This window comes from Streptomyces chlorus (genome assembly GCF_042655885.1).
Lineage (GTDB): Bacteria > Actinomycetota > Actinomycetes > Streptomycetales > Streptomycetaceae > Streptomyces > Streptomyces chlorus.
Genome location: NZ_JBHSOA010000064.1, coordinates 80,783 through 101,340 on the forward strand (window position 1 = coordinate 80,783; position 20,558 = coordinate 101,340).

24 protein-coding genes and 1 tRNA gene are annotated in these 20,558 nt (G+C 70.4%); 2 read left to right on the forward strand and 23 right to left on the reverse strand.

Translation table 11 applies throughout. From position 1 onward, the window contains the following. Positions 1 to 83: 83 nt before the first annotated feature. From rho to ACFPZI_RS27565, 7 genes are all read right to left on the reverse strand, one after another. Positions 84 to 2,165, reverse strand: a complete 2,082-nt coding sequence (gene rho, locus ACFPZI_RS27535) for a transcription termination factor Rho (protein ID WP_381368332.1) — start codon at positions 2,163 to 2,165, stop codon at positions 84 to 86. 402 nt (positions 2,166 to 2,567) lie between these two features. Beyond that, positions 2,568 to 3,485, reverse strand: a complete 918-nt coding sequence (gene thrB / locus ACFPZI_RS27540; RefSeq protein ID WP_381368334.1) for a homoserine kinase — start codon at positions 3,483 to 3,485, stop codon at positions 2,568 to 2,570. Between the two features lie 460 nt (positions 3,486 to 3,945). Then, positions 3,946 to 5,004, reverse strand: coding sequence for a threonine synthase (gene thrC, locus ACFPZI_RS27545; RefSeq protein ID WP_381368337.1), 1,059 nt, complete (start codon positions 5,002 to 5,004; stop codon positions 3,946 to 3,948). Between the two features lie 6 nt (positions 5,005 to 5,010). Beyond that, positions 5,011 to 6,303, reverse strand: a complete 1,293-nt coding sequence (locus tag ACFPZI_RS27550) for a homoserine dehydrogenase (protein WP_381368340.1) — start codon at positions 6,301 to 6,303, stop codon at positions 5,011 to 5,013. Positions 6,304 to 6,499: 196 nt separating this feature from the next. Continuing rightward, on the reverse strand, positions 6,500 to 7,891 hold the full coding sequence (gene lysA, locus ACFPZI_RS27555) for a diaminopimelate decarboxylase (RefSeq protein ID WP_381368343.1): 1,392 nt from the start codon (positions 7,889 to 7,891) through the stop codon (positions 6,500 to 6,502). Between the two features lie 15 nt (positions 7,892 to 7,906). Beyond that, positions 7,907 to 8,962, reverse strand: a complete 1,056-nt coding sequence (nrtL, locus tag ACFPZI_RS27560) for an ArgS-related anticodon-binding protein NrtL (RefSeq protein WP_381368346.1) — start codon at positions 8,960 to 8,962, stop codon at positions 7,907 to 7,909. A 94-nt stretch (positions 8,963 to 9,056) separates the two neighbouring features. Next, complete coding sequence (locus ACFPZI_RS27565; RefSeq protein ID WP_381368349.1) at positions 9,057 to 9,656, reverse strand: response regulator; 600 nt, start codon at positions 9,654 to 9,656, stop codon at positions 9,057 to 9,059. 59 nt (positions 9,657 to 9,715) lie between these two features. Here ACFPZI_RS27565 and ACFPZI_RS27570 point away from each other — a divergent pair. Beyond that, positions 9,716 to 9,787, forward strand: a tRNA-Arg gene (locus ACFPZI_RS27570). A 175-nt stretch (positions 9,788 to 9,962) separates the two neighbouring features. Here ACFPZI_RS27570 and ACFPZI_RS27575 read toward each other — a convergent pair. From ACFPZI_RS27575 to ACFPZI_RS27645, 15 genes are all read right to left on the reverse strand, one after another. Beyond that, a complete protein-coding gene (locus ACFPZI_RS27575; protein WP_381368352.1) occupies positions 9,963 to 10,340 on the reverse strand; it encodes a DUF6083 domain-containing protein in 378 nt (125 codons plus the stop codon). Positions 10,341 to 10,533: 193 nt separating this feature from the next. Beyond that, positions 10,534 to 11,907 (reverse strand): tyrosine-type recombinase/integrase, encoded by a 1,374-nt coding sequence (locus ACFPZI_RS27580; protein WP_381368355.1) that lies wholly within the window; start codon positions 11,905 to 11,907, stop codon positions 10,534 to 10,536. Next, the gene (locus ACFPZI_RS27585) at positions 11,904 to 12,074 is read right to left on the reverse strand and encodes a helix-turn-helix transcriptional regulator (protein ID WP_161270550.1); all 171 of its coding nucleotides are present in this window, start codon (positions 12,072 to 12,074) and stop codon (positions 11,904 to 11,906) included. Before ACFPZI_RS27585 ends, ACFPZI_RS27580 begins: the two co-directional genes overlap by 4 nt. 16 nt (positions 12,075 to 12,090) lie before the next feature. Then, positions 12,091 to 13,467 carry a replication initiator protein RepSA gene (repSA, locus tag ACFPZI_RS27590; protein ID WP_381368358.1) on the reverse strand — a complete coding sequence of 459 codons (1,377 nt, stop codon included), beginning with the start codon at positions 13,465 to 13,467 and terminating at the stop codon, positions 12,091 to 12,093. Between the two features lie 3 nt (positions 13,468 to 13,470). Then, a complete protein-coding gene (locus ACFPZI_RS27595; RefSeq protein WP_381368560.1) occupies positions 13,471 to 13,653 on the reverse strand; it encodes a hypothetical protein in 183 nt (60 codons plus the stop codon). Positions 13,654 to 13,748: 95 nt separating this feature from the next. Then, entirely contained in the window at positions 13,749 to 13,988 is a 240-nt protein-coding gene (locus tag ACFPZI_RS27600) for a hypothetical protein (protein ID WP_381368361.1), read from the reverse strand. An 18-nt stretch (positions 13,989 to 14,006) separates the two neighbouring features. Then, positions 14,007 to 14,552 (reverse strand): GGDEF domain-containing protein, encoded by a 546-nt coding sequence (locus tag ACFPZI_RS27605; protein ID WP_381368363.1) that lies wholly within the window; start codon positions 14,550 to 14,552, stop codon positions 14,007 to 14,009. Positions 14,553 to 14,555: 3 nt separating this feature from the next. After that, positions 14,556 to 14,876: a SpdD-like protein gene (locus ACFPZI_RS27610; RefSeq protein WP_381368366.1), complete on the reverse strand. Its 321-nt coding sequence runs from the start codon at positions 14,874 to 14,876 to the stop codon at positions 14,556 to 14,558. 22 nt (positions 14,877 to 14,898) lie between these two features. Then, positions 14,899 to 15,054, reverse strand: coding sequence for a hypothetical protein (locus tag ACFPZI_RS27615; RefSeq protein WP_381173338.1), 156 nt, complete (start codon positions 15,052 to 15,054; stop codon positions 14,899 to 14,901). A 10-nt stretch (positions 15,055 to 15,064) separates the two neighbouring features. Further along, entirely contained in the window at positions 15,065 to 15,256 is a 192-nt protein-coding gene (locus ACFPZI_RS27620; RefSeq protein WP_381368368.1) for a mobile element transfer protein, read from the reverse strand. Between the two features lies 1 nt (position 15,257). Beyond that, on the reverse strand, positions 15,258 to 15,452 hold the full coding sequence (locus ACFPZI_RS27625; RefSeq protein WP_381368371.1) for a hypothetical protein: 195 nt from the start codon (positions 15,450 to 15,452) through the stop codon (positions 15,258 to 15,260). A gap of 20 nt (positions 15,453 to 15,472) precedes the next feature. Beyond that, positions 15,473 to 16,156 (reverse strand): DUF2637 domain-containing protein, encoded by a 684-nt coding sequence (locus ACFPZI_RS27630; RefSeq protein WP_381368374.1) that lies wholly within the window; start codon positions 16,154 to 16,156, stop codon positions 15,473 to 15,475. A 21-nt stretch (positions 16,157 to 16,177) separates the two neighbouring features. Further along, entirely contained in the window at positions 16,178 to 16,378 is a 201-nt protein-coding gene (locus tag ACFPZI_RS27635; RefSeq protein ID WP_381368377.1) for a hypothetical protein, read from the reverse strand. A 20-nt stretch (positions 16,379 to 16,398) separates the two neighbouring features. After that, positions 16,399 to 17,754, reverse strand: a complete 1,356-nt coding sequence (locus ACFPZI_RS27640; RefSeq protein WP_381368379.1) for an FtsK/SpoIIIE domain-containing protein — start codon at positions 17,752 to 17,754, stop codon at positions 16,399 to 16,401. A 3-nt stretch (positions 17,755 to 17,757) separates the two neighbouring features. After that, complete coding sequence (locus ACFPZI_RS27645) at positions 17,758 to 18,111, reverse strand: SCO3933 family regulatory protein (RefSeq protein WP_381368382.1); 354 nt, start codon at positions 18,109 to 18,111, stop codon at positions 17,758 to 17,760. 427 nt (positions 18,112 to 18,538) lie between these two features. Here ACFPZI_RS27645 and ACFPZI_RS27650 point away from each other — a divergent pair, with 427 nt between their 5' ends. Then, the gene (locus ACFPZI_RS27650) at positions 18,539 to 19,582 is read left to right on the forward strand and encodes a tetratricopeptide repeat protein (protein WP_381368563.1); all 1,044 of its coding nucleotides are present in this window, start codon (positions 18,539 to 18,541) and stop codon (positions 19,580 to 19,582) included. Here ACFPZI_RS27650 and ACFPZI_RS27655 read toward each other — a convergent pair. Continuing rightward, positions 19,566 to 20,360, reverse strand: a complete 795-nt coding sequence (locus ACFPZI_RS27655) for an NUDIX domain-containing protein (RefSeq protein WP_381368385.1) — start codon at positions 20,358 to 20,360, stop codon at positions 19,566 to 19,568. The two genes, ACFPZI_RS27650 and ACFPZI_RS27655, sit on opposite strands and share 17 nt — an antisense overlap. Positions 20,361 to 20,558 lie beyond the last annotated feature (198 nt).

The window sequence follows — 20,558 nt, forward strand, 5'->3', positions numbered from 1 at the left end:
CCCGGCGAGGGGAGCGGCCCTTGTGACAGGTACAGCAGGTCAAGCAGGTCGAGCAGGTGTAGCCGATGCGAGCGGGACGGACGTCAGTCGCTGTTGCCCGGCGTCGGCGTCGTCTTCTGGATCTGCAGCAGGAACTCGCCGTTCGACTTCGTCTGCTTCATCTTGTCGAGAAGCAGCTCGATCGCCTGCTGGGAGTCGAGCGCGTGCAGCACCCGGCGGAGCTTCCAGGTGACGGCCAGCTCGTCGCTGCCGAGCAGGATCTCCTCCTTGCGGGTGCCGGACGCGTCGACGTCCACCGCGGGGAAGATGCGCTTGTCGGCGAGCTTCCGGTCGAGCTTGAGCTCCATGTTGCCGGTGCCCTTGAACTCCTCGAAGATCACCTCGTCCATGCGGGACCCGGTGTCCACCAGGGCGGTGGCGAGGATGGTCAGCGAACCGCCGTCCTCGATGTTGCGGGCCGCACCGAAGAAGCGCTTCGGCGGGTACAGCGCCGTCGAGTCGACACCACCGGACAGGATGCGGCCGGAGGCGGGGGCGGCGAGGTTGTACGCACGGCCCAGACGCGTGATCGAGTCGAGCAGCACGACGACGTCGTGACCCAGCTCCACCAGGCGCTTGGCACGCTCGATGGCGAGCTCGGCGACCGTGGTGTGGTCCTCGGCCGGGCGGTCGAAGGTCGAGGAGATGACCTCGCCCTTCACCGACCGCTGCATGTCGGTGACCTCTTCCGGACGCTCGTCGACGAGGACGACCATCAGGTGGCACTCGGGGTTGTTGTGCGTGATCGCGTTGGCGACCGCCTGCATGATCATGGTCTTGCCGGTCTTCGGCGGGGCCACGATCAGACCGCGCTGGCCCTTGCCGATCGGCGACACGAGGTCGATGATCCGCGTGGTGAGAACACCGGGGTCGGTCTCCAGGCGGAGGCGGTCCTGCGGGTACAGCGGGGTGAGCTTGTTGAACTCCGGTCGGCCGCGGCCGTGTTCGGGTGCCATGCCGTTGACGGAGTCGAGGCGGACCAGCGCGTTGAACTTCTCGCGCCGCTCGCCGTCCTTCGGCTGGCGCACCGCACCGGTGAGGTGGTCGCCCTTGCGCAGGCCGTTCTTGCGGACCTGGGCGAGGGAGACGTACACGTCGTTCGGGCCGGGCAGGTAGCCGGAGGTCCGGATGAACGCGTAGCTGTCGAGGATGTCGAGGATGCCCGCGACCGGGATCAGGACGTCGTCCTCGGCGATCTGCGGCTCCTGCACCTCGTCACGACCGCGCCGGCCGCGACGGTCGCGGTAGCGGCCGCGCCGGCCGCGACGGCCGCTTCCGTCGTCGTCGTAACCGTCGTCCTGACGGCCGCCGCTCTGCTGCTGGCTCTGCTGCTGGCTCTGTTGCTGGCTCTGCTGACGGCCCTGGCCGCCCTGGCTCTGCTGCTGGTCGTCGCCCTTGCCGCGACGGTCCGCGCGGTCGCCCCGATCGCCGCGCTCACTACGGTCGTTGCGGTCACCGCGGTCGTTGCGGTCACGGCCGCGCTCGCGGCGGTCACGGCGGCGGGCGTCACCGCCGTCGTGGTCGGACTTGGCGTCGCCCTGCGACGGGGACTGCTGCGGCTGCGCCTGGCCCTCGGCCTTCGCGTCGCTCTTCACCTCGGCGGGAGCCTGCTCGGCCGCGGCGACCGGAGCGCCCGCGTCCGCGGTGGCTCGACGGCGACGCGCGACGGGGGCCTGCTCGGCCGGAGCCGTCTCGGCCGGGGCGGAGGCCTTCGGGGAGGGCTGGCCGGGAATGTCGATCTGCTGCTGGGCGGTGGCCTGTTCGGCGGGGGCCTCGGCGGCGGACGTCTTCTCGGCGGGGTCACCCGTACGGGTCCGGGAGGTGGCGCGACGCTTGGGCTTGGTCTCCGCGGCCTCGGCCGGGGCCTCGCTCTTCGGCGCGGCGGAGCCGCCCGACGCCTGGGCCTCCTTGATGACCTCGATCAGCTGGCTCTTGCGCATACGCGCGGTGCCCCTGATACCGAGGCCGGATGCGACCTGCTGAAGCTCGGCCAGCACCATGCCTTCGAGGCCGGTACCCCGGCGCCGCCGGGAGCCGGCACCGCTGGCAGGCGCGGAGGCGTCCGTGGCGGGCGCGGCAGCGGTCTCCTCGACACGTGCGCCCATCAGATCGGTGGTGTCGCTCACGAAGGGTCCTTCCCTGGAGCGGACGTCGGCCTGTCTGGCTCGGCGACCGGTTGTGCTGTCCGGCTTCGGTCCTTGCTGTGCGAACCGTGCCGGGGCGGTGGTCCGCCTGAACGGCGGAAGGGATATCTGGTGATGGCGCTTCCCCGAGCCGTGGCATTCAGTGTCACGTGGCGTGGTCGCACCGGTTCCGGAGCGTGCCCGGCGGGCCGTTCAGTGTCCTCGTACGACGTACTGCTCACGTACGAAGCAGAGAACACAGTTGGGCTTGGGGGGCTCCCGGAAGAATGTCTGTCCCGAGCGGGGACACGAGGCACCTCGCCATGGTGGGGTCGGGTGCAGACTTGAGGTTAACACTACCGGATCCAACAAACATTCCCCCTCTCCTTATCCGGCAACCGTGTGTCAGGTGGCGAGCGGAAGCACGCTCGCTCCCCGCAGATCGAGGCTGAGCCGGTTGGCGGCCCAGTCGTTGCCGGCCAGCGCTTCGACCTTGTCGGCGGTGTCCGCGTCGGCCAGTGCCATGACGGTGGGGCCGGCTCCGGAGATCACCGCGGGGACGCCGTCCGCGCGCAACCGCTCGACCAGCGCGGCGCTCTCGGGCATGGCGGGGGCGCGGTACTCCTGGTGCAGACGGTCCTCGGTGGCGGGCAGCAGCAGTTCGGGGCGCCTGGTCAGAGCCTCCACTAGCAGGGCGGCACGGCCCGCGTTGGCGGCGGCGTCGACATGCGGCACGGTGCGCGGCAGCAGGCCGCGCGCGGTCTCGGTGAGGACGGGTTTGCCGGGTACGAACACCACCGGCACGACGGAATCAGCGGGCTCCATCCTGATCGCGCGGGCCGCGCCGCTCTCCATCCAGGAGAGGGTGAAGCCGCCCAGCAGACAGGCCGCGACGTTGTCGGGGTGGCCCTCGATCTCGGTGGCGAGTTCGAGCAGCGCGGTGTCGTCGAGCCTGGCCTCGGCGCCTATGGTCACGGCGCGGGCGGCGACGATTCCGGCGCAGATGGCGGCGGAGGAGGAGCCCAGGCCCCGGCCGTGCGGAATGCGGTTGGCGCAGACGATCTCCAGGCCGCGCGGCTGTCCGCCGAGCAGGTCGAAGGCGGTACGCAGGGAGCGTACGAGCAGATGGTTCTCGTCGCGGGGGAGGGTTTCACCGCCCTCGCCGGCTATGTCGATATGCAGCCCGGCGTCGGCCACCCGGACGACGATGTCGTCGTACAGGCCCAGCGCGAGGCCGAGGGCGTCGAAGCCCGGACCGAGATTGGCGCTGGTGGCGGGGACGCGCACCCGGACGGCGGCGGCGCGGAACGCGGGACCGGCCATCGCTCGATGACTCTCCTTGTGCTGGGGACTGTGGCTGTGGCTGTGGCTGTGGCTGTGGCTGTGGCTGTCGAAGAATGTCGAAGAATGTCGAACGACATTCGATGACGTGCAAAACCCCTGGGATCGTCGCCGACCAGGGTGGCCGGCCGCTTCCCGAACCCCTCCGAGCCCCTCCGGGCCATGGTCCGGACCACGGAGACGACGCGGGACCGCGGCATATGCGGCGGTGGGTTGAGTACAGCCTATCGAAGGAAGGTTCTGTGTCGACATAGGGCGCACGGGAGGCGCACGATGCGTGCCGTAAGCCCCCCGTGCCCCCTGTGTGGGGAACTTTCCCGGGCAAGCGCCTTCTTACGCCCGTCCTGTCGACGCATGCTGCCGCCGCCAGGTGTGGAACGCCCGGGGCCGCGGCGGCCGGAAGGCCCGGGGCGCGCTGCCCGGGGCCTTCCGGTAGCGACGGTCAGGCCAGTCCGAGCCGCTCGGCGGCAATCGCGGCGTCCACGGGGACGGTGACCGGCTGCGGTGCGCCGGCGACGGCCCAGTCCGGGTCCTTCAGGCCGTTGCCCGTGACGGTGCACACGATGCGCTGGCCCGGGTCGACCTTGCCCTGCTCGGCGGCCTTCAGCAGACCGGCGACCGACGCGGCGGAGGCGGGCTCGACGAAGACGCCCTCCTGCGCGGCCAACAGCCGGTAGGCGCGCAGGATCTCACGGTCCGTCACCTCGTCGATGTGGCCGCCGGACTCGTCCCGCGCTGCGAGCGCGTACTGCCACGAGGCGGGGTTTCCGATCCGGATGGCGGTGGCGATCGTCGCCGGGTCCTTGACGACCTCGCCGCGCACGATCGGGGCGCTGCCGGACGCCTGGTAGCCCCACATCCGGGGGGTCCGGGTGGAGATGCCGTCGGCGGCGTACTCCCGGTAGCCCCTCCAATAGGCGGTGATGTTGCCCGCGTTGCCCACCGGCAGGACGTGGATGTCCGGTGCGTCGCCCAGCATGTCCACGATCTCGAACGCGGCCGTCTTCTGCCCCTCGATACGCGCCGGGTTGACCGAATTGACCAGCGCCACGGGGTAGTTGTCGCTGAGCGCGCGGGCGAGCGTGAGGCAGTCGTCGAAGTTGCCGTCGACCTGGAGGATCTTCGCGCCGTGCACCAGGGCCTGGCCCATCTTGCCGAGCGCGATCTTGCCCTGCGGTACAAGCACCGCGGAGACCATCCCGGCGCGCACCGCGTAGGCGGCGGCGGACGCGGAGGTGTTGCCGGTGGAGGCGCAGATGACGGCCTGCGCGCCCTCCTCCTTGGCCTTGGAGATGGCCATGGTCATGCCCCGGTCCTTGAAGGACCCGGTCGGGTTCGCGCCCTCGACCTTGAGGTGGACCTCGCAGCCCGTGCGCTCGGAGAGCACCTGCGCGGGCACGAGCGGCGTACCGCCCTCACGGAGCGTCACGATCGGCGTGGTGTCGGCGACCGGCAGCCGGTCCCGGTACTCCTCGATGATTCCGCGCCACTGGTGGGTCATTGCTGCTTACTCTCCTTCAACCCGCATGATGCTGGCGACACCGCGCACGGTGTCGAGCTTGCGCAAGGCGTCGACGGTGCCGTCGAGGGCCGCGTCGGACGCACGGTGGGTGACGACGACGAGGGAGGCCTCCCCGTCCTTGCCCTGCTGGCGAACCGTATCGATCGAGACACCGTGCTCGGCGAACACGGTCGCGACCTGGGCGAGAACACCCGGTTTGTCGGCCACGTCGAGGCTGATGTGGTAGCGCGTGACGACCTCGCCCATCGGGGAGACGGGCAGCGCCGCGTAGGCGGACTCGCCCGGTCCGGTCGTCCCGGCCAGCCGGTTGCGGCAGACCGCGACGAGGTCGCCGAGCACGGCGGAGGCGGTGGGCGCCCCGCCGGCGCCGGGCCCGTAGAACATCAGCTGCCCGGCGGCGTCCGACTCCACGAACACGGCGTTGTACGCGCCGCGGACCGAGGCCAGCGGGTGGGTGAGCGGGATCATCGCCGGATGCACCCGCGCGGTGACGGATCCACCGTCCGCGGCCCGCTCACAGATGGCCAGCAGCTTGATGGTGCAGCCCATCTCCTTCGCCGAGGCGAAGTCGGATGCGGTGACCTCGGTCATGCCCTCGCGGTGCACGTCGTCGAGCCGCACCCGCGTGTGGAAGGCGATTCCGGCGAGGATGGCGGCCTTGGCGGCAGCGTCGAAGCCCTCGACGTCCGCGGTCGGGTCGGCTTCCGCGTACCCGAGGGCGGTGGCCTCGTCGAGCGCCTCCTGGTAGCCGGCGCCGGTGGAGTCCATCTTGTCGAGGATGAAGTTGGTGGTGCCGTTGACGATGCCGAGCACCCGGTTGACCTTGTCGCCGGCGAGCGACTCGCGCAGCGGCCGGATCAGCGGGATGGCGCCGGCGACGGCGGCCTCGTAGTAGAGGTCCTTGCCGTGCTCCTCGGCGGCGGCGTACAGCGCGGCCCCGTCCTGGGCGATCAGCGCCTTGTTCGCGGAGACGACGGACGCGCCGTGTGCGAAGGCGGTGGTGATCAGCGTCCGCGCGGGCTCGATCCCGCCGATGACCTCGACGACGACATCGAGGTCGCCGCGTTTGACCAGGGCGGTGGCGTCGGTGGTGACCAGCCCCGGGGCGATGCCCTCGCGCACCCTGTCCGGGCGCCGCACGGCGACCCCGACGAGCTCCACCGGGGCCCCGATGCGGGCGGCGAGGTCGGCGGCCTGCGTCGTCATGATGCGCGCCACCTCTGAGCCGACCACTCCACAGCCCAGCAGAGCCACCTTCAGCGGACGCGTACGCATCATCCGACCTCGTTTCCTGATTACCGTCTAGGTTGCACCAGTCTCACTCACCGGACGGAAGTTTCTTCCCTTTGTCCGGATCGTGAGACATCAATTTCATCGGGAAGCCGGAAGAACCGAAGATCTTCCGCCCTCCCGCTTCTGTTGCTTCCGTTGCTTCTGTTGCTTCTGTTGCTTCCGCTGTTGTTCTCTTCTCTCCTCATCCGACGTCGAGGCGGAGGAGGTCGTCCTCCGTCTCGCGCCGGACGATGACCCGGGCCTCGCCGTCCGCGACGGCGACGACGGGCGGGCGGAGCACATGGTTGTAGTTGCTCGCCATCGACCGGCAGTAGGCGCCGGTGGCCGGTACGGCGATCAGGTCGCCCGGCGCCAGGTCCCCCGGCAGGAAGGCGTCACGCACCACGATGTCACCACTCTCGCAGTGCTTGCCGACGACCCTGCAGAGCATCGGCTCGGCGTCGGAGCTACGGGAGACGAGGGAGACGCTGTACTCGGCGTCGTACAGCGCGGTGCGGATGTTGTCCGACATCCCGCCGTCGACGGAGACGTACGTGCGCAACCCGTCGAGCGGCTTGATGGTGCCGACCTCGTACACCGTGAAGGCGGTCGGCCCGACGATGGCCCGCCCGGGTTCGACGGAGATGCGCGGGGTGGCGAGGCGGGCGCCCTCGCACTCGCGGGTGACGATCTCGGTCAGCGCCTTGGCGATCTCGTGCGGCTCACGGGGGTCGTCGTCGCTGGTATAGGCGATGCCGAGGCCACCGCCGAGGTCGATCTCGGGCAGTTCGATCCCGTGCTCGTCCCGGATCTCCTTGAGCAGCCCGACGACCCGGTGGGCGGCGACCTCGAACCCGGACATGTCGAAGATCTGCGACCCGATGTGCGAGTGGATTCCGATGACCTCCAGCCCGTCCAGCTGGAGCGCCCGCCGCACGGCCTCGGCGGCCTGACCGCCGGCGAGCGGGATCCCGAACTTCTGGTCCTCGTGCGCGGTGGCGATGAACTCGTGCGTGTGCGCCTCGACGCCGACGGTGATACGGATCTGTACCCGCTGCCGCCTGCCGAGCGACTGCGCGATGTGCGCGACCCGGACGATCTCCTGGAAGGAGTCGAGCACGATCCGGCCGACCCCGGCCTCGACGGCCCGGCGGATCTCGGCCACGGACTTGTTGTTGCCGTGGAAGGCGATCCGGTCGGCGGGCATACCCGCGGACAGGGCGGTGGCCAGCTCCCCGCCGGAGCAGACGTCGAGGTTCAGCCCTTCCTCGTGGAGCCACCGCACGACGGCCCGGGAGAGGAACGCCTTGCCGGCGTAGAACACGTCGGCGTCGTTCCCGAAGGCGGTGCGCCAGGCCTGCGCGCGGGCCCGGAAGTCGGTCTCGTCGAGGATGTAGGCGGGGGTGCCGAACTCCTCGGCGAGCCGTGTGACGGGAATCCCGCCGACGGTGAGCGCGCCGTCCTCGTCACGGCTGACGGTCTGCGCCCACACCTTGGGGTCGAGGGCGTTGAGATCGGCGGGCGGTGCGGAGTAATGCCCCTCGGGCAGGACGTCGGCGTAACGGGGCCCGGCGGGATGTGCGGAACGGCTCATTCTTCGCGTGCTCTCTCAAAGGTGGTGGGGTGCGTCGATGCCGAGCAGGGACAGGCCGTCGGCCAGCACCGTCCCGGCGGCTTCGGCGAGCGCTAGCCGGGCACGGTGGACGGCCGAGGGTTTCTCCGCGCCGAACGGCAGCACGGCGGGGAGCAGCGGCTGCGTGGCATCGGCGACGGTGACGAGATGCCGGGCGAGCCGGTCGGGAGCGCGGTGCCGCGCGGCGGCCGCGAGAACGCGGGGGTGGTCGGCGAGGGCGGCGAGCAGCGGCCGGGTTCCGCTCACGCCGACGGGGCCGGGCTCGGGACGGAACCCGAGGCCGGCGGCGTTGCGCAGGAGGGCGCGGGTCCGGGCGTGGGCGTACCGCACCCGGAAGAGGGGGTTGCTCTCCCGCTGGGCCAGGTGCTCCGCACCGATCCGCGGCCGGTCGTGCGCCGCGGGCCGCAGCAGCGCCCACCGCGCGGCATCCCGGCCGAGCGGCAGCGGGTCGGCGGGTGCGGGCACGGGGCGGACGTCGATACGGGTGGTGTCGGGGGCGCGGGCGGGCTGGTGATCGATGCCGCCGCCGAGCACGGCGATCCACTCGGGCTCGGGCGGAACATCGCAGCCGGCCCGCACGAGGTGCCCCTGGGACCGCAGGATCCGAGCAAGCACATCCATCTGAACGAAGGCACGCACCTCGGCCGCACCCTGCAGCAGCAGACGCTCCCCACTCCCCTCCGGCAGATGCCCGTAAGGGGTGTCACCCGCGCTGAGGATCTCCTCCACGAGGGCGGGGGGAACGGCGGACCCGCGCAAGCTGATGTTGATGAACCCGGGTCCGGTGATGACGACATCGCCGATGCCGTCGGCGCGAAGGAGGCGGGCCCGGAGAACCTCGGCAACGTGCTGCGACGTCCGCCCGGCCGGGCGGGCCAGCTGAAGGGCGACGTTGGTGGCGTACTCCCCGCACCCCCCGGGCCCCGGCGGAGCGACGACGACCCTCTCGGGCACGGCCACCCGCAGCTCACCGTCGTCGACAGCACAACGCACCGCGTGCAGCACGGTACGGGAGAGCTCGACGGGGGTCACGGGACAAGGGTAGGGGAGGAGGGGGGTCGGGAGGCGAGCCGGTTCGGCCGGGATCCCGCCATGTGGACGCCCGGGTGGACAGACCCGGGCCCGGCTACCCCGGAGCGTGCCCGGCGGCCCGCTCGGCACCCCCGAGGCCACTGCCACCGCTCATCCCACCGCCGCTCCCGCTGCTCCCACCGCTACTCCCCCGCCTCCGCCGCTCGACCAGCTGCCAGACGACCCGCACGAGTTCCGTGGGCTCGAAGGGCTTGGCGAGGAAAGCGTCAACGCCGACCTCAAGCCCGCTCTCGACCTCGTACTGGGTGCAGGCACTGATGATGGCGAGCGGAAGGTCACGGGTCCGGGGATCGGAACGCAGCCGGGCCGCGGCCCTGAGCCCGTCGAGCCGCGGCATGGCGACATCGAGGGTGACCAGGTCGGGCCTCACCTGATGGACGACTTCCAGACACTCGGCACCATCGGCCGCGGTCACGACCTCGATGCCCTCAAGCTCGAGATTGACCCTGATCAACTGCCGGATGACCTTGTTGTCGTCCACAACAAGCACCCTGCGCGACACCCCTGGCACAACTCGAGAGTAGGTCGAGACCGGCCACCGCGTCCGCGTTTTCCCTACTTCCACCCCCAGGGGTGACTCCTCGAACGCGCAGGGAGACCCCCACCTCCCCCGACCCACGGAAAACGGGTTCATGACCACCCCGCCAGAACTGGTACTGTTCTACCCGTCGAAGCGATCATCGCAACCGACACGCCCCCGTAGCTCAGGGGATAGAGCAACGGCCTCCGGAGCCGTGTGCGCAGGTTCGAATCCTGCCGGGGGCACCTTGCATGAGGTGCCCAAAGACCCCGCCATCAGCGCTTTCGCTGAGAACGGGGTCTTCGCGTATGTGCAGCCGTGTGCCGCCCTGAGCGGCCGTATGCCGGGGCCTGTGGACTATTCGTGGACAGGAACATGGGCTGTCTCCCCTGGTCAGCCCCAGGGTTTCCGGAGCGTCCATCAGCCGGCGTCCGGCCACTCCTCAGGAGGCTGCTCCGGATCGTTCTGTCGCTCCACTTGCCGCGCGTTCTCCCCTCGCAGGGACGTCAACCACGGCCATAGATCCGGCAGAGGTTGCGCGGGGCAGGCGAGGCGGTGCTCGACGCGGCACCGCTGGAACTGATCTGGCGGACACACCCCGTAGACCGTCACCCGCCCATTGGACAGTTCGATCCACCGATGCTCCGCCGGCACCGTATGAGCCAGGGGATTCATGTCCGGCTCCAGCAGCACCCAGTCCTGCTCAAGCGTCGGCACCCGGTCCTGCAATAGCCCACAGTCAGGGCAACGGGACTGCCCACCACTCAGCCGCCGCGGTTCCTTCTCTAAAAGCCCCATACCGTGAGGGTCGCTAGTCCGTCAGCCCAGGCGTAGAGCGTGAACCGGACGCAACCCCTGGGGCAGCAGTCCACCAGCGATACAAAATGCGACGCGGCAGGTGCAGCCAACAACCAACGACCGACGACACACGGCCGAGATACGGCGAAGCCCCCAGTCCATGCGGGCTGGGGGCTAACGACTCACGTACGTGTCACTCGTACTCGCGCAGCAACTCTTCGATCTTGCGATTGACAACCTCTTGCCGCCCGTCGATGCATTTTGCGTACCGGCTCAGCAAGACCTCCACGCTGTTACCTGCGCGTTCGGCGACCTCCGTCGGGTCGACACCGGCGTTGAGCCAGGTGGACAACGCCGAGTGTCGCAGGTCGTAGGGACGGGCAGCGAGTGGTGAGGCCTCCGCGGCCGGCGGAAGAGCGAGCGCACGAGCCTCCTGCCATACGCGGTAGTACGTCGAGGAGCCGACCACTCCCCCACGCTCATTGGTGAACAGCCGCCCGTCCTCGGCGGTGCCGAAGGTACCGAGGTGCTGTCTAAGGACGGCGACGAGCTGGGGCGGGATCGGCACGAGCCGCACCTCCTCGGCAGGCCGATTCTTCAGGCCCCGGTCATCGTGGGTCTCCCCCGAGTCCGTCCACTGCTTGCCGGCACTGGGGCGCGTCCGGTGCAGCAACGCCGTGCCCCAGCCTGTCTCCGGCAGCTTCAAATCTGCCGCGGTGAGGCCCACAGCCTCAGCGGGACGGAAGGCCCCGTAATACATGCAGGCGAACAGGCCGACCAGTCGACGGCCGCGAGCCCGACCATACCCACCGACGTACGACACAGCGGTCAGCAAGGAGCGCACCTGCTCTGGATTGGCCACCACCCGTGGATCGACTTCTCCGGCGACCTTCGGTTTCTTCCAGCGAATGCCAGTGATCGGGTTCTCTTTGAACTCCCCGAGGTCCACCGCGTAGTGCAGGGCGTTGACGAGTGTCCGGCGCTTGCGCCGAACAGTCTCCGCAGCTGCCGCTGTGCCGTCCAGTTTCAGCTTCAACGCGTCCAGCACGGCCCTGGCAATCGCAGCATCGCCGAGATCGGCGAGGGGACGGGAAGCCTTCGACACCCAGTGCAGCGCATGCGCGATCTCATCCGGCAGTTCGCGGTCATCCGGACCAGGAAGGACAAAAGCCCAGTTACGGAGCGCCCTCCTGATCAGTTCCTCCGGCGGCCGGCCCGGTCGATCGTCGAGCAGGGTCATGGTCACCGCGGTCAGCGACTCGTTGATGCCATTACGCGTGTTGGGAGCGGCGTGCGGCCACTTCATGGCGAGGTACCTCAGAGCGAAGGCGTACCAGCTCATAGAGGACGCCTTTTCGACCATCGAGTCAGGCAGCCCCGTGACCGTGTCGAACTCCTCGCCTCCATGAGTGGCCCGGAGGAGCTTGGAACGGTAGTGATCCGCCAGCCCCTTGGTGCGGAACTGGTCGGAGAACACATTCCCGGCCACGATCCACCGGACGTCATAGGACGACTTTTTCGTGTTCCTCTTTCGAACCCCCCAGACCTTCACGTCGAGAGACTTCACGCGGCGGCCTCCAACTGCCGCAACCAGGTCCGGAAGTCGCTCCGCCAAACTCGCAGTTCCCCGTTGGGAAGCTTGAAGGCAGCTGGCCCCTGCCCCAGCTCGCGCCACCGGTAGAACGTCCGCCGCGACACTCCGCCGAGCTCATCAAGGATCTGCGGGACGGTCATCAGCTCGTCTTTCACGTCAGGCTCCTTCCAGGGCTGCGAGTTCTTCGCGGGCGGTTTGGCGGTTGAGTTGGATGTCGCGGGCGATGGTGGCGGCGAGGGCGGATTCACCGGGGGTGTGGCCGTGTCCGGCGTACTGCCAATCGGCCAGGACCAGGACGGTGTCCGGCTCGCGGCCCTCGAGGCCGAGGGCGGCGTGTTCCTGAGCGGCGCGGTAGTCGGCGCGTGCCTGGCGCAGTTCGCCGAGGGTGGTGGAGTAGCGGCGGGACTTGGAGGAGAAGTGGCCGCGGAAGCCGAGCATGTGCGCCCAGGCCCACAGCCGCCGGTCCGGATACAACGCGTCGAGATCGCGGCATGCGGTGATCAGGCGGCGGGTGTGGTCGGGCACGCCGTGGCGGTCGAGTTCGGCGAGTTCGCCGATGCGGCGATCCAGGGTGCCGGTGTTCTCGGCCGCCTTGGTGGCGTACTTGGCGACGTAGGAGGCGACGGCCTGTTCGGTGATGTCGGAGCCGTCGCCGAACGCCTTCACCGGCCGGACGTCGAGCTGGGTGCCCCAGCGGAAGGTGCGGGCGGGTTGGTCGGCGACCGCGGGGACGGAGACCGAGGTGTAGGAGTGCGCGGCGGCGGCGCGGATCGCGTCGGTGAGCAGGTCGACCGTCGCCCAGGAGGGCGGCGGGGTGTCCGTCCCGTCGGGTCCGTCGAGGCGGACCACGGCGTGGAAGTGCACGGCGCCGCGTTTTTGGAACTCGGCGACCTTGCCGTACGACAGCCGGGCCGACTCCTTCAGCTCCCGCTGGGTGAGGCCGGCGCGGGCGGCGATCTCGCGGCGGAGTCGGTTGGTGAAGCGCTGCCACAGCTGTCCGGCGTGGTTGTTGAACAGCACCGCGCCCGCATAGTCGTAGGTGGCCGGGTCCAGGGCGGTGCCCAGCTCCGGGGCGTCCGGGGCGTGGCGGGTGCCGCAGCGGCAGACGCCGCGGTCGGGCCGGTTGTGGACCGGGCCGAACGAGGGCGCGGTGAGCGTGGCAAAGACGCGGGGGTGGTCTCGGACGGTGGCGGGGATGCCGCGGCGGTCGTCCCCGGCGAGGCCGGCGCGGATGAGGTGGTAGGTGTCGCCGGCGTAGGTCCAGGCGCAGGCGGGGCAGCGGGAGGCGCGGCGGTTGCCGCAGGCGACGCGGAGCCGTCCGCCCGGCTCGTGTTCGGTGGTGTAGTGGTGCAGGGTGGCGCCGGTGGTCTTGTCCTTGGTCAGGGTCCAGCCGGTCAGGTGGATCGGGTCGGCGCAGCCGCCGGTGCGGCGGATCTGCTCGTGCCAGCGGTCGAAGCCGGGGGACCCGGCCACCCGCAGCAGATCGCCGAGGGTGACCGGGTCCAGGCCCGCCGGGGTGGCGGTGTCGCTCACGTCCTACCTCCCGGCCCGGACGAGGCCGGCGGCGGGGTGGGTGTGGCCGGTGCCCTGACAGGCCGGGCAGGCGATGCGGAGGGTGGTGCGGGTGCCGTCGCTGTGGTGGGTGCCGGTGGTGATGGCGACGATGGGAAAGCCGTCGCAGGCGCGGCAGACGCGCGTGGCCGGGGTGCGCTGGGGCATCATGGGATCTCCCTTTTCGGGTCCGTTGGATCTGGAAGGTGGGAAGGCGCCCGGAGCGGCGGAAGTTTGGCGACCGAGGCCGCTCCGGGGGCCGGTTAACGGCGGCGGTTGCGCGACCGGCTGTAGGCGGGCGGGATGGCCTCGTACTCCTGGCGGCCCTGCTCGAACGAGGTCCGGTCGCTCTCGTTCAGGCCGGACGTGCCGATCTGCCGGGTGATGCGGCCGAGGGTCTTGCGGTCGCCGTGGCGCTTGGCGATGGCGTACTCGCGGCCCAGTTCGGCCATCTCGGAGTTGGCCGGCGGGGCGTCGTTGGTCTTGCGGCTGAAGAGGCCCATGGATCCTTCTTCCTGAGATCAGTGGTGGGTGTTGCGGCGGCCGTGGCCTTTGACCGCGTACATCGCGGCGTCGGCGGCGGACAGCGCGTCGGTGAGAGCCGGTACCGGCAGGTCGGTGCGGTGGCAGAGGCCGACCGAGGCGGAGACCGGCAGCAGGTGTCCGTCGTGAGCGACGGGCCGGCTCAGCGCGGTGTGCAGCGCGCTCGCCCCCAAAGTGCGGGCGGGGTCGGTGACGATGGCCGCGAACTCGTCTCCGCCGAGGCGGGCGGCGACGCCGTGGCGACCGCTCCAGTCCCGCAGCCGGCGGGCGGTCGCGGTGAGGACGGCGTCCCCGGCGGCATGGCCGTGCGTGTCGTTGATGCTCTTGAAGTCGTCCAGGTCGATCAGGACGACCAGCGCGGCCGGGTGCCGGTTGAGCAGGTGCTCGGCGCGGGTGGTCCATCCGACGCGGGTGTGCAGGCCGGTCAGCGGATCGCGGCGGGCGCTGGCCAGGCGGCGGACGAGGAGGCCGCCGTGAACGGCCCAGCCGAGCGCCGGTAATGCGGCGGCGATCAGGGTTTCCACGGCTCACCGCCCCTTGTGCAGGTCGTTGACAAGCAGCCGCAGGACGACGGCGACCACGGCGACCGAGACACCGGTGACGGCGACCGCCAGCAGCAGTGAGACGAGGACCGCGCCGACGACCAGGACCACGGCGGTGCCGCCGCCGACCAGGGCGAGCGCGGTACCGGGCGTGAGCTGAACCGTCGAGCGGGACGGCGCCGGGACGATGGGGGCCGGCGGCGGGGCCGAGGCGGCGGGGGTGATGGTGGTCGGCTGGACGACGACCGCGGGCGAGGTGAGGTGGCCGGTGGGCTGGGGCATGGTCGGGGGCTTGGGCCTAAGCACGGGCGGATCTCCTTTCAGCGGGTTACTTGACGGCGGTGTCGATGACCGGGGACAGGAGGCTGTCGGCGAGGAGGTAGCCGCCGAGGAGGAGCACGGCGATCAGCCACCAGGGCGGGCGGATGAGCTTGACGCCGAGGACCCCGACGCAGAGCAGGGCGAACCAGAGCGGAACATCCACGGGTGGCCTCCTAGCGGACCGTGCAGCGGTGGGTGCGGGCGGCGAGCTGGGCGGCGGACTGGCTGGTGTAGTCGGCGGACCAACCGCAGCCGTCCAAGCCACAGACGGCGGCGTGCTTGGTCCGGCCGTGGCGGTCGCGGTGGGTGCCGATCTGCACCGGGCCGATCCGCATCACGGAGTGGAAGAAGTCGCGGGCGGGCATGTCAGTCGGTCTCCGTCCGGGTGGTGGTCGGGTCGGGGAAGGAGGCGCGGATACCGGCGGCGGCGGCCGGGTCGGCGGTGCGCTGGGCGGCCTCCTCGGCGAGCAGGTGGGCGAGGTAGGGCCGGTCGGCGGCGGTCATCTCGCGGGCGGCGTCGAGGTGGTCGGCGGCGGTCAGGTCGGCCGGGTCACGGGTCACGGGTGCTTCTCCCTTCGGTGTCAGGTGAGTTGGGCGGCGATGGCGTCGGCCAGGTGCGGCGGGACGCCGAGCCGGGCGCGGAGGGTGTCGGGGTCGATGCGGGTGCCGGTGCGGGCGTGGTGGTCGTCGGCGACCTTGCGGGCGTGGTCGACCAGCGCGGCCGGGACCGGCACCGCCGGCGTCGGGGTGGGAGCCGGGTCGGCGGCCGGGAGGGCCGGGGTGTCGTCGGCGGCAGCCACCGGGGTCGGGTCCGGGTCGGCGACGGTGGGCGGCTCCGGTTCCACCTCGGGCACGGGGTCCGGGTCCGGGGCGGTGGGTGCCGGCGAAGCCGGGGAGGGGTCGGCGGAGGAGTGGGCGAGGAGGGTGCCGCCCATGAAGGCCAGGGCGGGCCAGGCGGCGACCAGGATGCGCAGCCAGGCCGGGACGTCGGTCAGGTCGAGCAGTCCGGCGGTGGCCACGTTGGCGCCGAGCGAGGCGACCAGGGCGATCAGGAACCAGCACCAGGCCAGCCGGGACGGCCCGTCGGTGCGCAGTCGACGCCAGGCGGCGACCAGCAGCAGATCCACGCTGACCGGGTAGGCCCAGGCCTTCCAGCCGTCCTGTCCGGCGGCGGCGGCGAGGTCGTGCAGGTGGGCGAAGGACAAGGCGCCGGCGATGACGGCCTGGACCAGGACGGCGTCCACGCGCAGGGCGGAGCGGGCCATGACGGGTGTGTCCTTCCTTGCTCAGTCGGCGGCGTGGCCGGTGCCCCAGCAGGTGAGGCACAGCGCGGTCTGGTGGTTGTCGGTGGCGCGGCCCTTGCGAGCGCCGACGCGGACGGTTTCGGCGGTCTCGCCCCTGCCATCGCAGTCGGGGCACTTCGCGGGCTCCGGCTTCGGCTTCGGTGTGGTCATGCGGCGGGTGGCGGGCTTCTTCGCGGCGGGCATGAGGGACCTCCCAAGCGGGGTCAGGCGGCGGCCGGGGCGGACTCGACGGCCGGGGCCGGAACCGGGGCAAGGGTGCCGAGGGCGGGCCGGAACGGTGCGAGGGCGGGCAGGTCCGGGGTCAGGTCGGCGTGCCGGTTGCAGGTGTTCACGGCCTGGCGCAGCGAGGTGTGCGGGGCACGGATGCGGGCCCAGCCACCGGACGAGTCACCGGTGACGGCGACGCCCGGGGTGTCGGTGGGGATCTGGATCGCGGCCAGCACGGCATCCGGGGCGATGTCGCCGAAGGCCATGTTCGCCGAGGATTCGTCGTTGACGCGGTGCGCGGTGCGGCCGGTGAGCTGGGCGCGGAGCATGGTGATGCCCTTGCCGAGTTCGGAGCCGAAGCGCTGCCCGCAGATCTCCAGGTAGATCCCGGCGGCGCGGCCGAGCTGAGCGAGTCGGGCCAGGGCGGTGATGATGCGGTCCCGCCGTTTCTCCTCCTCCTTGCTGGCGAAGAGGGCGAGTTCGGCGACCTCGTCGACCAGGACCACGACCGGTACCGGGCGCAGGTCCTCGCGCAGGTCCCAGATGTCGGCGGCGATCTCGGCATCCGGCACGTCGGCGGTGATCCGCTGCTCGGCCCGGATGAGCCGGTAGACGTCCTGCATGTGAGAGACCAGCGCGTCGAGGAGTTCGGCGGCGGTGTCGGGGTTGTCGGCGAGCGCGGAGAACCGGCGGGCCAGCGGGAACAGTTCCACGCCCTGCTTGCAGTCGATGCCGACCAGGGCCACATGGTGCGGGGCGAGCGCGGCGACGAGGTTGCGCTGATAGACGGACTTGCCGGACTCCGTGGCGCCGAGGGTGAGCGCGTGCGGGACGGTCCGGTAGTCGCGGTAGTGCACGGCTCCGTCCTCGCGCAGGGCGACCGGGACCCGCATCGGCCGGGTGTCGACCAGGGCCGGCATCTGCACCCGCTTGAGCACGTCGTAGCCGGTCATCCGCACCTCGACCACGCCCGAGCGCAGCTCCCGGGAGGTGACGCCGTACAGGGCGAAGGAGTGGCGCAGCCGGTCGCACGAGGCGGCGACGTCGAAGGCGTCCTGACCGGGGCGGAGCTTGAGCCGCAGGACCAGGCCGGTCCGGGTCACCCGCACCCGCAGGATGCGCGGGGCGCGAGGACCTGGGACGGGCCGGTTGGCCACCCGGGCCACGGTCAGGCGCCAGCGGGGGGCGGGGACGGTCAGGCCGCAGGCGTCCATGACCGAGCCGTACCGGAGAAGGACCCGCAGCGCGGCGAGGGTGACCCCGAAGGTCAGCCAGTACCAGGCGGGGCGCCGCCACCGCAGGAGACCCGCAGCGACGACGACCAGCACCAGGGCGACTAACAGCCACGTCATGGCTCAGGCCGCCTTCGAGGCCGAGCCAGTGGCGGCGAGCGAGGTGACCGCGACCGCGCGGAAGGCGATGCCGTGCCGCTTCTGGCCGTTGAACTCGTTCTCCCACGCCGAGGCGACCAGGCCCGTCAGCGCGACCGGGGTGCCCATGGTCAGGTCCTCGGAGACGCCGGGCTGCGGGACGGTGAGCTTGAGGATCTCGACCTCGTCGGGCGTGGAGAACATGACCTCCACCGTCATCAGCGTGACGCCGTCCTTGTCGAGGGCGATCTCACCGGTGCGGCGGTCCTTGACCTTGGGCTGCGGGGCCTTGGCGACCATCACGGTCGCGTTGGAGGTGTCGACGGGGATCTGACGCATGATGGAACTCCCTTTCGGAGGGGCGGGAGCGGCGTACTTGCTTGGCGGTGGGTCGCCGCTCCTGTGCGTTGGCGGAAGCCCGCAGCACAACCGCAGGCTTTGCGCGCTCTCATCTGGTGCGCACCAGTAGATTGCATCTGGTGCGCACCAGATGTCAAGCGCTGCCGCGGCTCGGGCGCTTCAACTGCCCTTGCTGCGACAGTTCCAGGGAATCGCTCATGCCAACGCCCCGGTAGCCAACAGGGGTTAACAGGAGTCTGGTTAACCCCTGACGACCTGCGTTGATGTGAGGCATGCTGCTGTTACGGCTCAACACCCATACGCAGGGCGGCACTAGGCGATGAACGGGCTCAAGTCGGCAAGAAACGCGCGTGAGTGGTCACAGGAGCGCCTAGTTCGAGAGATCGAACGCCACGCGCGCCAACACATGCTCACCGTGGCATCGACGGCGAGTCTGCGGGTGTACGTCTCGGAGTGGGAGAACGGCCGGCGTCCCATCTCTGCGCGGTACGCGAAGATCCTTCGTGTCCTGCTCGGCGTCACGGACGACGAGCTGACCGGCAAGCCGGAGGCATCGCCTGCCGTCCCTGCGACTGATGGTTACGACGAACTCATGAGCCGTATCGATGCGGCCCGCAGCGTCAGTCTGACGATGGTCGAGACGTTCATGGACCAAACGGAGCTACTCCGGACCATGGACCGGCAGCTGGGTGCCGCGAGTCTGGTCGACCAGATGACCGCGCACCTGTCGACCCTTGAGGACGCTCTCACGTTCGCAGTGCTTCCCGAGACTCGACGCCCGGTCGCCCGAGCGTTGGCAGGGGCGGCAACCCTGGCCGCTTGGCAGGCGCTCGATGTCGGCGCGGTTGAACGAGCCTGGCGGCACTACGAGCTGGGCAAGCGAGCGGCTCAAGAGGCCGAAGAACCGATGTACCTGGCCCACGCCACAGCAGAGCAGGCGTACGTACTTTGCGACGCCGGACGCCCATCCATGGCGATCGGGCTGATACGGGACGCGCAGCGACTCGGCGGCAAGGCCATGTCCCCACGTCTCAGGGCTTGGCTGTACGCCGCCGAAGCCGAGATCTGTGCCCGGTCTGGGCTCCAGGACGAGTGCCGACGAGCGCTTGACAACGCAGTGCGGTGCCTACCGCCGGGAGAGGAGGCCCGGGACCCGGACATGCTGAGCATCTTCCTGAACGCGGGGCACCTTGCCAGGTGGCGCGGTAACGCACTGGCGCTGATAGGTGATGACGACGCAGTGAGCAACCTCTATTCCGCGCTGGAAACGGCCGACCCGACGTTCGTACGGGCATCGGCCGGACTGCGCTGCGATCTCGCACAGGCACACCTCGCCCGCGGCGAGTACGACCAGGCGCACGAGCATCTGCGGCAGGCCCGATTGGTGGCGAGCCGGACCGGGTCAGTGCGTCATCGACGACGGATCGAGCAGCTCACGCAGCGGTTGTAGGCGAAGCGCCGGCGCCCCGGGAAGCGAGCACGTGCAGCAGGGCGACGAGGGTGCCCGAGCCCATGAGTTCGCCACGTTCCATCAAGCCGGGAATGTCGGCGAGGGGCACCCAGGCGATGTGCCCGGCTTCCTCGAGGTCGGTCGGTTCGCCGACCAGCTTCGCGCCCTGGCCCACGTAGATCTCATGCGGTGAGTCGACCATGCCGACCATGGGCTGATAGGTGACCACGTGCTCCAGAGAGTTGGGCCGCCAGCCGGTCTCTTCCTCGAACTCACGCATGGCCGTCTGCAAGGGGTCTTCTCCCTCGTCGACGATCCCACCGGGAAGCTCCCAGCCGAAGGACTGCGGGACGAAGCGGTAGCGCCACATCATCAGGACGCGGTCCTGGTTGTCGAGGACGGCGGCGATGGCCACGTGGTGCAGGCGCACGACGTGATGTTCGAAGCGCTTCACGCCGGGCGGCTCGACGTCGACGAGCGCCAGCTTCACCCAACGGTTGTCGTAGAGCGTCCGCTCACCATGGATCTGCCAGGGCTCGACATCTGTCGGCGCCTCGGTCGTCACGGACCGATCAGGAACACGGTAGGAACTACGGCCGTGCACCTCGACGACGTGCTCAGCCACGAGCTTGGCCAACACCTGACGCAGTGCCGTACGGCCAATGCCCAACTCTTCTGACAGGGTCCGCTCGGACGGGAGCCTGGAACCTGGCGAGTACTTGCCCGTCGCGATCCACTCGCGAATCGTGCGGTACACCCGCTCCGACTTGGGTCCCATCCGCTGAGCACGCTCCCGTTGCCTAGTTGTCCTGGTCGACCCCAGCGTAGCTACCTACTCACGTGAGTAGGTAGTCCCAATGGAGACGACCCACAGCCAGGAGCGCGGTAAGACTTTCTCTACTTCATCAAGCCCGCGCACGGCGCGGGTGCGCGCCGCCTTGTCGGCGGGGCCGCCGCCCTGTCTTCGCCAGCGGCG

Coding starts and splice junctions, on each gene's coding strand:
- thrB (WP_381368334.1), bottom strand. CDS start 3,485: ATGGCCGGTCCCGCGTTCCGCGCCGCCGCCGTCCGGGTGCGCGTCCCC.
- thrC (WP_381368337.1), bottom strand. CDS start 5,004: ATGACCCACCAGTGGCGCGGAATCATCGAGGAGTACCGGGACCGGCTG.
- ACFPZI_RS27550 (WP_381368340.1), bottom strand. CDS start 6,303: ATGATGCGTACGCGTCCGCTGAAGGTGGCTCTGCTGGGCTGTGGAGTG.
- lysA (WP_381368343.1), bottom strand. CDS start 7,891: ATGAGCCGTTCCGCACATCCCGCCGGGCCCCGTTACGCCGACGTCCTG.
- ACFPZI_RS27565 (WP_381368349.1), bottom strand. CDS start 9,656: ATGAACCCGTTTTCCGTGGGTCGGGGGAGGTGGGGGTCTCCCTGCGCG.
- ACFPZI_RS27575 (WP_381368352.1), bottom strand. CDS start 10,340: ATGGGGCTTTTAGAGAAGGAACCGCGGCGGCTGAGTGGTGGGCAGTCC.
- ACFPZI_RS27585 (WP_161270550.1), bottom strand. CDS start 12,074: ATGACCGTCCCGCAGATCCTTGATGAGCTCGGCGGAGTGTCGCGGCGG.
- ACFPZI_RS27595 (WP_381368560.1), bottom strand. CDS start 13,653: ATGCCCCAGCGCACCCCGGCCACGCGCGTCTGCCGCGCCTGCGACGGC.
- ACFPZI_RS27600 (WP_381368361.1), bottom strand. CDS start 13,988: ATGGGCCTCTTCAGCCGCAAGACCAACGACGCCCCGCCGGCCAACTCC.
- ACFPZI_RS27620 (WP_381368368.1), bottom strand. CDS start 15,256: ATGCCCGCCCGCGACTTCTTCCACTCCGTGATGCGGATCGGCCCGGTG.
- ACFPZI_RS27630 (WP_381368374.1), bottom strand. CDS start 16,156: ATGGCCCGCTCCGCCCTGCGCGTGGACGCCGTCCTGGTCCAGGCCGTC.
- ACFPZI_RS27635 (WP_381368377.1), bottom strand. CDS start 16,378: ATGCCCGCCGCGAAGAAGCCCGCCACCCGCCGCATGACCACACCGAAG.
- ACFPZI_RS27640 (WP_381368379.1), bottom strand. CDS start 17,754: ATGACGTGGCTGTTAGTCGCCCTGGTGCTGGTCGTCGTCGCTGCGGGT.
- ACFPZI_RS27645 (WP_381368382.1), bottom strand. CDS start 18,111: ATGCGTCAGATCCCCGTCGACACCTCCAACGCGACCGTGATGGTCGCC.
- ACFPZI_RS27650 (WP_381368563.1), top strand. CDS start 18,539: ATGCTCACCGTGGCATCGACGGCGAGTCTGCGGGTGTACGTCTCGGAG.
- ACFPZI_RS27655 (WP_381368385.1), bottom strand. CDS start 20,360: ATGGGACCCAAGTCGGAGCGGGTGTACCGCACGATTCGCGAGTGGATC.